The organism is Bradyrhizobium sp. WSM4874, assembly GCF_055811835.1.
This window is the reverse complement of the sequence record NZ_JBVVPR010000001.1, coordinates 348,353-363,034: the sequence shown is the minus strand read 5'-3', so window position 1 is coordinate 363,034 and position 14,682 is coordinate 348,353. Positions and strand designations below refer to the sequence as shown.

Genomic DNA, 14,682 nt, shown 5'->3' with positions numbered 1-14,682 from the left:
GAATAGCGAATGTCACATTCGCTATTCGCCGATCCCTATTCTCGTAATTACTCGATGATCGAGGCGACGACGCCGGCGCCGACGGTGCGGCCACCTTCGCGGATCGCGAAGCGGAGCTTCTCTTCCATCGCGATCGGCACGATCAGGTGCACTTCCATCGCGATGTTGTCGCCCGGCATCACCATCTCGGTGCCTTCCGGCAGATGCACGACACCGGTCACGTCGGTGGTGCGGAAGTAGAACTGCGGACGGTAGTTGGTGAAGAACGGAGTGTGGCGACCGCCCTCTTCCTTGGTGAGGATGTAGGCCTCAGCCTTGAACTTGGTGTGCGGCTTGACCGAACCCGGCTTGCACAGCACCTGGCCGCGCTCGACGTCCTCACGCTTGGTACCGCGAAGCAGCGCACCGATGTTGTCGCCGGCCTGGCCCTGATCGAGCAGCTTGCGGAACATTTCGACGCCGGTGACCGTGGTCTTCTGCGTGGCGCGCAGACCTACGATCTCGATTTCCTCGCCAACCTTGACGATGCCGCGCTCGACACGGCCGGTCACGACGGTGCCGCGACCCGAGATCGAGAACACGTCTTCAACCGGCATCAGGAACGGAAGGTCGACCGGACGCTCCGGCTGCGGAATGTAAGCGTCGACCTGCTTCATCAGCTCGAGGATGGCCTCGTGGCCGAGCGTCTTGTCGGAATCTTCGAGGGCGGCGAGCGCCGAGCCCTTGATGATCGGGATGGTGTCGCCCGGGAATTCGTACTTCGAGAGCAGCTCGCGAACCTCGAGCTCGACGAGTTCGAGCAGTTCCGGATCATCGACCATGTCGCACTTGTTGAGGAACACGACGAGCGCGGGAACGCCGACCTGGCGGGCGAGCAGGATGTGCTCGCGGGTCTGCGGCATCGGACCGTCAGCGGCCGACACGACCAGGATCGCACCGTCCATCTGGGCGGCGCCAGTGATCATGTTCTTCACGTAGTCGGCGTGGCCGGGGCAGTCGACGTGCGCGTAGTGGCGGTTCTTGGTCTCGTATTCGACGTGCGCCGTCGAGATCGTGATGCCGCGCGCCTTCTCTTCCGGCGCCTTGTCGATCTGGTCGTACGCCGTGAACGTCGCACCGCCGGCTTCGGCGAGGACCTTGGTGATCGCCGCGGTCAGCGACGTCTTGCCATGGTCGACGTGACCGATGGTGCCGATATTGCAGTGCGGCTTGTTACGTTCAAACTTTGCTTTGGCCATTTGACTCTCCGTTCAATCGTCAGTTCGAGACCGACGACAATCAGGCAAACTTCTTCTGGACTTCTGCCGACACGTTGGCCGGCGCTTCTGCGTAGTGGTCGAACTGCATGGTGAAGGTTGCGCGACCCTGGCTCATCGAGCGCAGGTTATTCACGTAACCGAACATGTTCATGAGCGGCACCATCGCGTTGATGACGTTGGCGTTGCCGCGCATGTCCTGACCCTGGATCTGACCGCGCCGGGAATTCAGGTCGCCGATGACCGAGCCGGTGTAATCTTCCGGGGTCACCACTTCGACCTTCATGATCGGCTCGAGCAGGACGGACTTGCCCTTCTGCAAAGCTTCGCGGAATGCAGCGCGCGAAGCGATTTCGAAGGCGAGCGCCGACGAGTCGACGTCGTGATACTTGCCGTCGACGAGCTGAACCTTGACGTCGACCACGGGGAAGCCCGCGACGACACCAGAGCCCATCACGCTGTTGAGGCCCTTTTCGACGCCGGGGATGTATTCCTTCGGAACCGCACCGCCGACGATCTTGGACTCGAACTCGTAACCCTTGCCGGGCTCGTTCGGCTCGACCACGATCGACACTTCCGCGAACTGACCGGTACCGCCGGTCTGCTTCTTGTGGGTGTACTTGACCTCAGCCCGCTTGGTGACGCGCTCACGGAACGCCACCTGCGGCGCGCCGATGTTGGCATCGACCTTGTAGGTACGGCGAAGAATGTCGACCTTGATGTCGAGATGGAGTTCGCCCATTCCCTTGAGGATGGTCTGGCCGGACTCCTGGTCGGTCGACACGCGGAAAGACGGATCTTCCGCGGCCAGCTTCGCCAGCGCCACGCCCAGCTTTTCCTGGTCGGCCTTCGACTTCGGTTCGATCGCGATCTCGATGACCGGCTCGGGGAATTCCATCTTTTCGAGGATCACCGCCTTGTCGGGATCGCACAGCGTGTCACCGGTGCGCGCTTCCTTCAGGCCGGCCAGTGCAACGATGTCGCCGGCATAGGCTTCCTTGATGTCTTCGCGGTTGTTCGCATGCATCAGCAACATGCGGCCGATGCGCTCCTTGCGGTCGCGCGTCGAATTGATGACGCCGGTACCAGACAGCAGCGTGCCCGAATAGATGCGGCAGAAGGTGATGGTGCCGACGAACGGGTCGTCCATGATCTTGAACGCCAACAGAGCCAGCGGCTCCTTGTCGTCGGGCCGGCGAACGACCTCGTTGCCGTCTTCATCGACGCCCTTGATCGCGGGCACGTCAACCGGCGACGGCAGATAATCCACGACCGCGTCGAGCAAAGGCTGCACGCCCTTGTTCTTGAAGGCCGAGCCGCACAATACCGGGAAGAACGCGCCAGTCAGCACGGCCTTGCGGATCAAGCGCTTCAACGTCGCCTGATCGGGCTCATTGCCGTCGAGGTAAGCGGCGAGAACGTCGTCGTCGAGCTCGACGGCGGCTTCCAACAGCTTCTCGCGATATTCCTTGGCCTTCTCGACCATGTCCTCGGGAATATCGATGTCGACGAACTTGGCGTCGAGCTTCTCTTCTTCCCAGACCACGCCCTTCATGCGGACGAGATCGACCAGGCCCTTGAAGTTGTTCTCCGAGCCGATCGGAAGCTGGATCGCGATCGGCTTCGCGCCGAGGCGATCGACGATATCCTGCATGCACTTGTAGAAGTCGGCGCCGGTCTTATCCATCTTGTTGGCGAAGACGATGCGCGGAACCTTGTACTTGTCGCCCTGGCGCCAGACCGTCTCGGTCTGGGGCTCGACGCCCTGGTTCGAGTCGAGCACGCACACGGCGCCGTCGAGCACGCGCAGGCTGCGCTCGACTTCGATGGTGAAGTCGACGTGGCCGGGAGTGTCGATGATGTTGAGACGCTTGCCTTCCCAAAACGCGGTGGTCGCGGCCGACGTAATCGTAATGCCGCGCTCCTGCTCCTGCTCCATCCAGTCCATCGTCGCGGCACCTTCGTGCACTTCGCCGATCTTGTGGCTCTTGCCGGTGTAATAGAGGATGCGCTCGGTGGTCGTGGTCTTGCCGGCATCGATATGCGCCATGATACCGAAGTTACGGTAGTTCTCTATGGCATGAACGCGGGGCATGGAGTGTTCCTTAGATTCCGTGTGTCGCCGTTACCAGCGATAGTGCGAGAAGGCGCGGTTGGCTTCCGCCATCCGGTGCACGTCTTCGCGCTTCTTGACGGCGTTACCCCGGTTGTTCGACGCGTCCAGGAGCTCCGCAGAGAGCCGCTCGGTCATCGTCTTCTCGTTGCGATCGCGCGCAGCCGAGATCAGCCAGCGAATGCCCAGCGCCTGACGGCGCACCGAGCGAACTTCGACCGGAACCTGATAGGTCGCGCCACCGACGCGGCGGGAGCGCACTTCGATCGTCGGCATGACGTTCTCGAGTGCCTGCTCGAACACGCCGAGCGGGTTCTGCTTGGTCTTGCTTTCGATGAGGCCGAACGCGCCGTAGACGATACCTTCGGCGACCGACTTCTTTCCGGCGTACATCACCGAATTCATGAACTTCGTGACGATGATGTTCCCGAACTTCGGATCGGGAAGGACTTCGCGCTTTTCGGCAGAATGGCGACGAGACATGGACCTGGTTCCCGCTTACTTCGGACGCTTGGCGCCGTACTTCGAACGGCGCTGCTTACGGTTCTTGACGCCCTGGGTATCCAGAACGCCGCGGAGGATGTGGTAGCGCACGCCGGGCAAGTCCTTGACGCGACCGCCGCGGATCATGACCACGGAGTGCTCCTGGAGGTTATGGCCTTCACCGGGGATGTAGCCGATCACCTCGAAGCCGTTGGTCAGGCGCACCTTGGCGACCTTACGAAGCGCCGAGTTCGGCTTCTTCGGGGTCGTGGTGTAAACGCGCGTGCAAACACCGCGCTTCTGCGGCGACTGCTGCAGCGCCGGCACCTTCTTGCGCGACTTCTGCACTTCCCGCGGTTGAGCGATCAGCTGGTTGATCGTCGGCATCCTGGCATTACCCTTTGTGTTCTGCCGCGGCCCGTCACCGGGTCCGCAAATTCTTTCGAGCTACCCGCCCGACGAGGCCGCCTTCCGCGGAACAATCCGCACAAAGCGAAATCGCGCCAACCACCCATCAACGGGCGGAAAGCGCTTCGACGCCACAGAGGACCGCAGTAGTTGAACCGTCAGCTTGCAGCTGCGGCCCGCGCACCGAGGTCATGCATCCGAATTCGATCTCGAGAGAACATGCTCAAGAGACCTAAAATCGCACTGGCATTGCCTAGCTATGATCGACAGCGTTTGAGCGGCATTCGTCGAGGTTGGTGCCTGTCTTGGCGATCCCAGGGGGATCAAACAGGTGGCCCGTTCCGACGTTGGCGATGCTCACCGCCTGTCGTTAAGTGAGGGGGTTCTATAAGTGGGAGTCGGTCAAGTCAAGGCGAAACGTCAGTCAGAAGCGCTTCCCGCGCCTGTCGAAATTGCTTCCTGGGTCGCTCGCTGCGCCTTCCCGATATGGAAATGAGGAGAGCGCTCCGCCACCTCGAATCCTATTTATACCCGGGTTAAATATACTTTTATAACCGTTGGCTAAGGCTTTCTTTCCTGTTGGAGCGTCAATGTGCCGCCTTGGGCAGAGATTGGCGCCATGCGGTACACCGACATTGCCATTATCGGCGGGGGATTGTCCGGCTCTACCGCCGCCGCGATGCTCGGCCGTAGCGGCATTTCGACCATCCTGATCGATCCGCAGGAGAGCTATTCGGCGGATTTTCGAGTCGAAAAACTCAGCGGTCACGTGCAGGTCGGGCGATTCCTTCAGACGGGAATCGCCGAATCGGTGCTGCGCCGCGCGACCTTTGTGGGTGGGAACTGGATCGCGCGCTTCGGCCGTCTTCTCGACAAGGCGCCAAGCCGGCAGTTCAACATCCCCTACGATTCCCTCGTCAGCGCTGTCCGCGACGAAATTCCCGCCGGCGTCGAGCGCATCTGCGCCAAGGCCGTCTCGGTCGAAACAAGTGCGGAGCGGCAGAAGGTCACTCTCTCCAGCGACGAGATGGTCTCCGCCCGGCTGGTCGTGCTCGCCAATGGACTCAACGTCGGCCTGCGCCACCAGCTGGGAATCGCGCGAAAGATCGTTAGTCCCTGCCATTCGATTTCGATCGGGTTCGACGTGGTGCCCGCAGGACGGGCCTCGTTCGACTTCCCGGCGCTGACCTATTTCTCGGAACGGCCGAGCGACCGCATCCCCTACCTCACGCTGTTTCCGATCGGAACGCGGATGCGCGCCAATCTGTTCGTCTATCGCAGCTTCGACGATCCCTGGCTGCGGGAGCTGCGCCGCGCGCCCGCCGAGACGCTGAACGCCGCGCTGCCACGGCTCAAGCGCATCACCGGACCATTCGACATTCCCGGTGAGCTGAAAATCCGCCCGGTCGATCTCTATGTGAACGATGCAAGCGGCCAACCCGGCCTCGTGCTGGTTGGCGATGCCTTCTCGACCTCCTGCCCCGCCGCCGGCACCGGTTGCGACAAGGTGTTCACCGACATCGAGCGGCTCTGCAACGTTTACATCCCGCAGTGGCTGGCTTCCGACGGGATGGATACAAGCAAGATCGCCGCCTTCTACGCAGATCCGGTCAAGCGGGCGTGCGACGATTGGTCGGCGGCGAAGGCGTTCGACTTCCGCTCGGTCTCGATTGCGACGAGCCCCTATTGGGCGGCGCAGCGCTGGGCACGCTTCATTGCCTGGTCGGTTCAGGGGCTATTGCGGCCGCTTGGAGGAGCCGTCCATCTGGAGCCGAACTTCCTCGGTCACTCCTCCTCATCGTCCTCGTCGAGGTCGTCATCATCCTCTTCGTCATCGTCGCTGTCCTCGTCGACGTGAGCCGGCGCGCCATGAGGTTGGTGGATCTGGTCGTTCCACAGCTTGCGATAGGTGCCGTTCTTGGCGAGCAACTCGGCATGCGAGCCGCGCTCGATCGCCCTGCCCCCTGAAATCACGATGATCTCGTCCATCTCGACCACCGAGGTCAGTCGGTGGGTCGACCAGATCATGGTGCGCCCCTTGGCAACCTTCAGCAGCGTGCGGTTGATCGCGGCTTCCGTGGTCTGGTCGAGCGCCGAAGTGGCTTCGTCCAGCAGCAGCACCGAGGGATTACGGATGACCGCGCGCGCGATCGCGATGCGCTGGCGCTGGCCGCCCGACAAGGTATCGCCGCGCTCGCCCACCGGCGTGTCGTATCGCTGCGGCAGGCTCATGATGTAGCGGTGGATCTCGGCCTTCTTGGCCGCCTCCTCCACCTCCTCGTCGGTCGCGCCCTCTTTGCCGAGCCGGATGTTCTCTCGGATCGACATGTTGAACAGCATGTTCTCCTGGAACACCACCGCCATGCTCCGGCGCAGCGAATCCAGCGTTACCTTGCGGACGTCGACGCCGTCGATGGTGACGCGCCCCTCGTCCGGCACATAGAGCCGCAGGATCAGATTCAGCAGCGTGCTCTTGCCGGAACCCGAGGGACCGACGATGGCAATGCGCTTGCCGACATTGAGCTTCAGGCTGAGATTGTCCAGCACCGGCGTCTGACTGCCTTCGTACTGGAACGTCACGTGGTCGAAGGTGATGTCGTTGGTGATGCGGGGCAGATCGGGCGCGCCGGCACGATCGGCGCTGCGCGTGGGCTCGTCGAGCAGCTCCTGCATGTGACGAATCGCGGCTGCCGAGGAGATCGACACGGGGATGAAATGCATCACATGGGCGATGTTGTAGGACACCTCCCAGAACGCGCTCTCGAAGGTGACGAAGGTGCCGATGGTGATCTGCCCCTTCGTCGCCAGATACGCTCCGATCGCGAGCACGACGAGATGCAGGAGCAGCACCGAGATCGTGACCGTCCGCTCCACCATGGTCGACAGGAACGTCGCCGAGGCCATCCTGTTTCGCGTCTCGTCGTTGCGAAAGGTGAAGAAGCCGAACATCCTGCGTTGCAGGCTGAACGCCTTGATCACGGCCTGGGCTGCCACGTTCTCCTGCACCATGCCGAGCAGCGCGGACTCATTGAGCTTCTGCTCGTAATTGGCCTGAACAGCCTTCGGCGTGAGTATGCGGGGACCGATCAGCGTGATCGGAAACACCAGCAGCGCAACCACCGCGAGCTGCCAGTTCAGGAACACCATCAGGATGATGCCCGCAATCAACTCCAGGAACGGCAGTGCCGCGCTGTTGGCGAAGGTCTTGACCGAGCCCTCGAAGGCCGCGAGATCGACCGAGAAGCGCGACAGGATCTCGCCGCGCTTGGTGCGGCCGAAATAGGCCGCCGGCAGATCCTGGACGTGCTCGAACAGCCGTTTGCGGACATCGGAGATAATGCAGGCCGCAAGCCGTGCATCCCAGCGTTCGTACCAGACCGCGACGATCGAGGTGAAGATGCCTGCGACCGCGAGCACGCCGAGGATCTTGTACAGCGCCTGGAAATCCTCCTCGCCGAGCGCGTCGTCGATCAGGTACTTCAGGCTGAGCGGCATGATGACGTTGAATAGCGTCTCGACGAAGACGCCGAACGCCACGAACGACAGCATCTGCTTGTAGTTGACCAGGAAGGGTTTGACGAAACCCAGGATGGTCGCGAGCGCGCCGGCGGCCTCGCGCGCGGTAAAGACGACGAGGTCCTCGTCCTCATCGTCGTCATCGAGCTCCAGCCCGCCATCCTCCTCGTCTTCATCGTCCTCCTCGTCTTCGAGGTCCGACTTGGCGGTAGGGACGAGCTTGTCGTCGAGCTCGGCCGCCTCTTCCGCGGCGAGCTTCTGTTTGTCGGGCGGGAGGGGCTTGGACGCCATGAAACCAACCGATGCTGACGGCCGGCATGACCGCAGAGAAAGCAGGAGATAGCGGCAACCGCTATTGCATCGATTCTATGCGATCAAGATGAATTCGGCAAAACAATTGGCGAAGGCGCCCGCTTCAGGCGGCTAGTCGTCTTCCTCGTCCTCGACCTTGTCGAAAAAGGAATAGCGCAAGGAATCGGCGTCGGCGTACCACTGCCCCGGGCCCTTGTTGGCGGCGAGCGTCGCCTCCCAGAGCGCGTCGGTGCAGTCCTTGCGGTGCATCGACAGGTCGAAGCCGTTGCCGAAGAACAGTTCGGACCATTCCCACCAGGTGCCGAGCTTCTTGACCCCGCGCAGAAGGTCGTAGCGGTCGATCAGTGCCGGCGCCATGTCCGAGGTGACCGAGCCGAACACGAGGCCGGTCTTGACCACGCGGTTCAGCTCCCTAATCGCACGGACCACCTGCTTCGGGGAAAGATGGCAGAGGCTGGTCTCGAACACGAAGTCGAACGCACCGTCCTTGAACGGCATGTCGGTGATCGAACCCAGCTTGTTGTACTTCTTCAGCGCCTTCGGCGTTCTGGCGTGAATGGCGCGGTTGTTCTCGATCCCCCAGGCATCGATGCCGCGATCGCGCAGCGCGCCGACCAGCTCGCCGCTGGCCGAGCCCGCGATCAAGAGCTTCGTGCCTTTGGCTTTGCCCCAGACGATGCCGATCAGTTTTGTGAGATAGTCGGGATCCGTGAAGTGTTGCCACGCTTCGCTGTAAGGACCCTGCCCGCGATAATTGTCAAAATAGTCGCGATCGATCTTGTCCGAGAGCGGCTTGTCGTCCTGCGAACGTTCGCGGCGCAGGCGCATCATCTCGGTCAAGATGATGTCGGTCGCCGCGTCCGAGGAATCGAGCAGGCCGTTCAGCGTCGAGTCGAACAGATAGTCGCCGACCACCACGATTCCGGGATGTTCCTTCGGCTCGGGGCGGTGATTGGTCATGACGTCGCGCACGGGCAAGCCGCCTGGAATCGCGTTCACCGACGACAGCCAGCGGTGGATCTTGCCTTCCATAAAATGCGCGCGTGCATCGCCGAGCGATGCCGGCAGCGATTTCAGCGCGGCATCGATCAGTTCCTGGTCGGAGAGATTCGCAAAGGCCAGCGCGTCGGAGCCCGGAATTAGCCAGTTCAGCACGCCGTGCTTGCCCACATCATGGCGCGCGCCCTCGTTATAGACGCAGCAACCGCCAAAGGCTTCCGACATGAACCAGGCGCCGGCGATCTTGTCGCCCCAGAACGGCGTGTCGAACAGGATCGAGACACGCAAATAGTGCGCGGGACGGTCGAAGTACGAGACGTGCTTGACCATCGACTTGCGGAGCTGTTCGCCCTCCCAGCCGACGGTCCCGAGCCAGGAATGCGGCAGACAGACCAGCACAAGGTCGAAGTCGCGCGTCTCCGGCCCCTTGCCGTTCATCATCTTGAGCTGATAGCGGCCGGTCGTCGCCTTGCCGACCGTGAGGATTCGGTGATTGAGCTGAATGTCGGCATTGACCTCCGACTGGAGGCACTCGATGAGTTGCTCGTTGCCGTTCTGGATGGAATAGAGGCCGATATAGCCGTCGACATCCATCAGGTAGTTCTTGAGCGCGTTGAGCCCGTTGGTGTTGTGGCTCTCGGTCGCGAGGTCCGAGCGCGCCATCACCTTGAAGAATCGCTTTGCGGTCTCGTCCTCGACCTCCTCGTCGAGCACCTGCTCGGCGGTCTTGTAGGCCCAGGGATTCTCGTTGTCGTGCGCGCCGACGCCCTCGTAATACTCGATCGGTGTCATCGTCTCGGCGCAACGGTTACGGAACGCCTCGATCGCGGCCGCGGTCTTGGCACCGTATTTGCGGCGCATGCCCGCGACGTCGTTGAGGAGCTCGCCGCCGAACTGGACCTGCTCGGCATCCATCGGAATGGTCTGCAGGCCGAAATGCTGGATCAGCTCGCGCAACGGATCCGGCCCGGTCATCGAGTAATCGTAGATCTCGGCAACGCCGGCCTCGTACATCGCGGGCGCGGAATCGAACTTGCGCGTGACGATCTTGCCGCCGAGCCGGTCGGACGCCTCGTAGATGGTGACGCGGCAGAGGTCGCCGAGCTTGCGCTTCAAATACCAAGCGCTCATCAGCCCGCCGGGGCCGCCGCCTACGATTGCGAGATCAAGCATGAGAATTCCGTGGTCTCCGGCCCGCCCCCTTCACGGGACCACCGGTCTAAGCTCTCCTAGCAGAAGCGCTTTTGTGCCTGAAGGAAAGATGAACAAAGGTTGATCCTGCACCGCAACAGGGAAACAAAGCAGCAAAAAGGCCGGCTTGCGCCGGCCTTTCCAGTGTCCTCGGTATTCCTACGGATGAACGATTATTCCGCAGGTGGCAGCGCCATCGGCTCCACTTCCGGCGCGGGCGGCACGACCGCCGCCTGCTTCTCGCGCTCGTCGAGGATCATCTTGTCGCGCTTCACCGCGACTTCGCGGATCTTCGCCATGGAGGCGCCGGTGCCTGCCGGGATCAGCCGGCCGACGATGACGTTCTCCTTGAGGCCTTCGAGCGGATCGACCTTGCCGTTGACCGCCGCTTCCGTGAGGACGCGGGTGGTCTCCTGGAACGAGGCCGCCGAGAAGAAGGAGCGGGTCTGAAGGCTCGCCTTGGTGATGCCGAGCAGAACCGGCGTCCCCGTGGCGATCTTCTTGCCCTCTTCCTTGGCCTTCGCGTTGATCTGGTCGAACTCGATCTTGTCGATCTGCTCGCCCGAGATCATGTCCGTATCGCCCTGGTCGGTGACTTCCACCTTCTGGAGCATCTGACGGACGATCACCTCGATGTGCTTGTCGTTAATGAGCACGCCCTGGAGCCGGTAGACCTCCTGGATCTCGTTGACCAGATAGGCCGCGAGTTCCTCGATGCCCTTGACCGCCAGAATGTCGTGCGGCGCCGGGTTGCCTTCCACGATGAAGTCACCCTTTTCGACGACGTCGCCGTCCTGAAGGTGGATGTGCTTGCCCTTCGGGATCAGGTACTCGCGCGGCTCGTCGGTCTTGTCCATCGGCTCGATCGAGATGCGACGCTTGTTCTTGTAGTCGCGCCCAAACCGGATGGTGCCCGCGATTTCGGCGATGATCGCCGCATCCTTCGGACGCCGAGCCTCGAACAGTTCCGCCACCCGCGGCAGACCGCCGGTGATGTCGCGTGTCTTGGCGCTTTCGGTCGAGACACGGGCGAGAATGTCGCCCGCCTGGACCTTGGCTCCGACATCGACCGACAGAATGCCGTCGACCGACAGCATGTAGCGGGCATCGCCGCCACGGGCGAGCTTGAGCACCTTGCCGTCCTTGCCCTTGATCACGATGGCGGGACGCAGGTCCCCGCCGCCGCGCATCGAGCGCCAGTCGATGACCACGCGCTTGGCAATACCGGTGGCCTCGTCGAGCGTTTCCGAGATCGACTGTCCCTCGACCAGATCCTCGAAGCCGATGGTGCCTTCGACCTCGGTGAGGAGCGGACGGGTGTAGGGATCCCATTCGACGATACGCTGGCCACGCTTGACCATGTCGCCCTCGTCGACGTGCAGGCGCGAACCGTACTGAATACGGTGCGTCGCACGCTCGGTGCCGTCGGCATCGACGATCGCGATCACCATGTTGCGAACCATCGCGACCAGGTGGCCTTCGCTGTTGCGGGCGATGGCCTTGTTCCTGATCACGATCTTGCCGTCGAAGTTGGATTCGACGAAAGATTGCTCGTTCAGCTGCGCCGCACCGCCGATGTGGAAGGTGCGCATGGTGAGCTGGGTGCCCGGCTCGCCGATCGACTGGGCCGCAATGACCCCGACCGCTTCGCCGTGGTTGACCGGCGTGCCGCGAGCGAGATCGCGGCCGTAGCACTTGCCGCAGATGCCGTTGACGAGCTCGCAGGTCAGCGCCGAGCGAATCTTCACCTCCTGGACGCCGCCCTGCTGGATGGCATCCAGATGGCTCTCTTCCATCAGCGTACCGCGCTTGAAGATCACCTTGCCGGTGCTGTCACGCACGTCTTCGCAGGCCGTGCGTCCGAGGATGCGCGAGCCAAGCGAAGCGACCACGGTGCCGGCATCGACGATGGCGCGCATCTTGATACCGAGCTTGGTGCCGCAATCGTCCTGCGTGATGATGCAATCCTGCGCGACGTCGACCAGACGACGGGTCAGGTAGCCGGAGTTCGCGGTCTTCAACGCGGTGTCCGCGAGGCCCTTGCGGGCGCCGTGGGTCGAGTTGAAGTACTCGAGCACCGAGAGGCCTTCCTTGAAGTTCGAGATGATCGGCGTCTCGATGATCTCACCCGACGGCTTGGCCATCAGGCCGCGCATGCCGGCGAGCTGGCGCATCTGGGCCGGCGAACCGCGGGCACCGGAGTGAGCCATCATGTAGATCGAGTTGATGTCGGCATCCGCCCCGCTCGCCGTCTTCTTGGTCGAGGAGATCTCCTTCATCATCGCCTTGGCGATTTCTTCCGTGGCCTTCGACCAGGCGTCGACGACCTTGTTGTACTTCTCGCCATGGGTGATCAGACCGTCGTTGTACTGCTGCTCGAAATCCTTCGCCAGCGTACGGGTGGTGTCGACAATCTTCCACTTGGAGTGCGGAACGACCATGTCGTCCTTGCCGAACGAGATGCCGGCCTTGAACGCGTTGTAGAAGCCGAGCGCCATGATGCGGTCGCAGAAGATCACCGTCTCCTTCTGACCGCAGTGACGGTAGACCTGGTCGATAACGCCGGAGATCTCGCGCTTGGTCATCAGCTTGTTGATGATCTCGTACGGAACACGCGGGTTCTTCGGCAGCAGATTGCCCAGCATGACGCGGCCAGCAGTGGTCTCGATCCAGCGCTTGGAGATCTTGCCGGTATCGTCGATGCCTTCCCACCGGTACTTGATCTTGGTGTGGAGGTGGATGACCTTCGCGTGCAGCGCGTGCTCGAGTTCCGCCATCTCGCCGAAGATCTTGCCCTCGCCGGGCAGGCCTTCGCGCATGATGGAGACGTAGTAGAGACCGAGCACGATGTCCTGCGACGGCACGATGATCGGCTGGCCGTTGGCCGGATGCAGGATGTTGTTGGTCGACATCATCAGGACGCGCGCTTCCAGCTGCGCTTCAAGCGACAGCGGAACGTGCACGGCCATCTGGTCGCCGTCGAAGTCGGCGTTGAACGCGGCGCAGACCAGCGGGTGGAGCTGGATCGCCTTGCCCTCGATCAGCACGGGCTCGAACGCCTGGATGCCGAGGCGATGCAGCGTCGGTGCGCGGTTGAGCAGCACCGGATGCTCGCGGATGACCTCGTCCAGGATGTCCCAGACCTCGGGCCGCTCCTTCTCGACCAGCTTCTTCGCCTGCTTCACGGTGGTGGACAGGCCCTTGGCGTCAAGCCGCGAGTAGATGAACGGCTTGAACAGCTCGAGCGCCATCTTCTTCGGCAGGCCGCACTGATGCAGGCGCAGCTCGGGACCGACCACGATCACCGAACGGCCCGAATAGTCGACGCGCTTGCCGAGCAGGTTCTGACGGAACCGGCCCTGCTTGCCCTTGAGCATGTCGGCGAGCGACTTCAGCGGGCGCTTGTTGGCGCCCGTGATGACGCGGCCACGGCGGCCGTTGTCGAACAGCGCGTCGACGGCCTCCTGAAGCATGCGCTTCTCGTTGCGGATGATGATGTCCGGCGCGCGCAGCTCCATCAGCCGCTTCAAGCGGTTGTTGCGGTTGATGACGCGGCGGTAGAGGTCGTTGAGGTCCGAGGTCGCGAAGCGGCCGCCGTCCAGCGGCACCAGCGGACGCAGGTCCGGCGGAATCACCGGGACCACGGTCATGATCATCCATTCCGGCTTGTTGCCGGAGTGGCGGAACGCTTCCACGATCTTCAGGCGCTTGGCGAGCTTCTTGTGCTTGATGTCGGAGTCGGTCTCCTGCATCTCCGCGCGCAAGGTCAGCTCAAGCTTCTCGAGGTCCATGCCCTTGAGCAGCTCGCGGATCGCTTCCGCGCCGATCATGGCGGTGAAGGAATCCTGGCCGTATTCGTCCTGCGCCTTCAGATACTCGTCTTCCGACAAGAGCTGACGGTCCTTCAGCGCGGTGAGGCCCGGCTCAAGCACTACGTAATATTCGAAGTAGAGGATCCGCTCGAGATCCTTCAACGTCATGTCGAGCAGGAGGCCGATGCGCGAGGGCAGCGACTTCAGGAACCAGATGTGGGCGACGGGGGCTGCGAGCTCGATATGGCCCATGCGCTCGCGCCGGACGCGCGACAGCGTGACCTCGACCGAGCACTTCTCGCAGATGATGCCCTTGTACTTCATGCGCTTGTACTTGCCGCACAAGCACTCGTAGTCCTTGATCGGCCCGAAGATGCGGGCGCAGAACAGGCCGTCGCGCTCGGGCTTGAAGGTCCGGTAGTTGATGGTTTCCGGCTTCTTGATCTCGCCGTACGACCAGGACAGAATCTTCTCGGGGCTCGCGATCGAGATCCGGATCTGGTCGAAGACCTGAGCCGGCGTCGTCGGATTAAAGAGATTCATAATTTCTTGGTTCATCGTCTTCTCCTCGCGTGCCGGTCGCCTCCGGCAG

At 62.3% G+C, this 14,682-nt stretch carries 8 protein-coding genes; 1 reads left to right on the top strand and 7 read right to left on the bottom strand.

The window, feature by feature from the left end; genetic code table 11:
* Positions 1-47: 47 nt before the first annotated feature.
* Genes tuf through rpsL form a run of 4 tightly spaced genes read right to left on the bottom strand, consistent with a single transcriptional unit; the run spans position 48 to position 4,239 of the window.
* Complete coding sequence (tuf, locus tag AC0L3P_RS01710) at positions 48-1,238, bottom strand: elongation factor Tu (protein WP_007603012.1); 1,191 nt, start codon at positions 1,236-1,238, stop codon at positions 48-50.
* A gap of 40 nt (positions 1,239-1,278) precedes the next feature.
* The gene (fusA, locus tag AC0L3P_RS01705) at positions 1,279-3,351 is read right to left on the bottom strand and encodes an elongation factor G (protein WP_275168101.1); all 2,073 of its coding nucleotides are present in this window, start codon (positions 3,349-3,351) and stop codon (positions 1,279-1,281) included.
* 30 nt (positions 3,352-3,381) lie between these two features.
* The gene (gene rpsG, locus AC0L3P_RS01700; RefSeq protein ID WP_007603009.1) at positions 3,382-3,852 is read right to left on the bottom strand and encodes a 30S ribosomal protein S7; all 471 of its coding nucleotides are present in this window, start codon (positions 3,850-3,852) and stop codon (positions 3,382-3,384) included.
* A 15-nt stretch (positions 3,853-3,867) separates the two neighbouring features.
* Positions 3,868-4,239, bottom strand: coding sequence for a 30S ribosomal protein S12 (gene rpsL, locus AC0L3P_RS01695; protein ID WP_007603006.1), 372 nt, complete (start codon positions 4,237-4,239; stop codon positions 3,868-3,870).
* Positions 4,240-4,879: 640 nt separating this feature from the next.
* On the opposite strand from rpsL, the gene AC0L3P_RS01690 reads away from it, so the two are divergent.
* Entirely contained in the window at positions 4,880-6,118 is a 1,239-nt protein-coding gene (locus tag AC0L3P_RS01690; RefSeq protein WP_473300855.1) for an FAD-dependent oxidoreductase, read from the top strand.
* Here the strand turns inward: AC0L3P_RS01690 and AC0L3P_RS01685 are convergent.
* From AC0L3P_RS01685 to rpoC, 3 genes are all read right to left on the bottom strand, one after another.
* Entirely contained in the window at positions 6,046-8,067 is a 2,022-nt protein-coding gene (locus AC0L3P_RS01685) for an ABC transporter ATP-binding protein (protein ID WP_473300854.1), read from the bottom strand. The two genes, AC0L3P_RS01690 and AC0L3P_RS01685, sit on opposite strands and share 73 nt — an antisense overlap.
* A gap of 132 nt (positions 8,068-8,199) precedes the next feature.
* Positions 8,200-10,260 (bottom strand): FAD-dependent oxidoreductase, encoded by a 2,061-nt coding sequence (locus AC0L3P_RS01680; RefSeq protein WP_354058712.1) that lies wholly within the window; start codon positions 10,258-10,260, stop codon positions 8,200-8,202.
* A 191-nt stretch (positions 10,261-10,451) separates the two neighbouring features.
* Positions 10,452-14,648 carry a DNA-directed RNA polymerase subunit beta' gene (gene rpoC / locus AC0L3P_RS01675; RefSeq protein ID WP_275168106.1) on the bottom strand — a complete coding sequence of 1,399 codons (4,197 nt, stop codon included), beginning with the start codon at positions 14,646-14,648 and terminating at the stop codon, positions 10,452-10,454.
* Between the last annotated feature and the right edge of the window lie 34 nt (positions 14,649-14,682).

Excerpts from the sequence above, each read along its gene's own strand:
- rpsG (WP_007603009.1), bottom strand. The coding sequence starts at position 3,852 with ATGTCTCGTCGCCATTCTGCCGAAAAGCGCGAAGTCCTTCCCGATCCG.
- rpoC (WP_275168106.1), bottom strand. The coding sequence starts at position 14,648 with ATGAACCAAGAAATTATGAATCTCTTTAATCCGACGACGCCGGCTCAG.
- AC0L3P_RS01685 (WP_473300854.1), bottom strand. The coding sequence starts at position 8,067 with ATGGCGTCCAAGCCCCTCCCGCCCGACAAACAGAAGCTCGCCGCGGAA.
- fusA (WP_275168101.1), bottom strand. The coding sequence starts at position 3,351 with ATGCCCCGCGTTCATGCCATAGAGAACTACCGTAACTTCGGTATCATG.
- AC0L3P_RS01690 (WP_473300855.1), top strand. The coding sequence starts at position 4,880 with ATGCGGTACACCGACATTGCCATTATCGGCGGGGGATTGTCCGGCTCT.
- rpsL (WP_007603006.1), bottom strand. The coding sequence starts at position 4,239 with ATGCCGACGATCAACCAGCTGATCGCTCAACCGCGGGAAGTGCAGAAG.
- tuf (WP_007603012.1), bottom strand. The coding sequence starts at position 1,238 with ATGGCCAAAGCAAAGTTTGAACGTAACAAGCCGCACTGCAATATCGGC.
- AC0L3P_RS01680 (WP_354058712.1), bottom strand. The coding sequence starts at position 10,260 with ATGCTTGATCTCGCAATCGTAGGCGGCGGCCCCGGCGGGCTGATGAGC.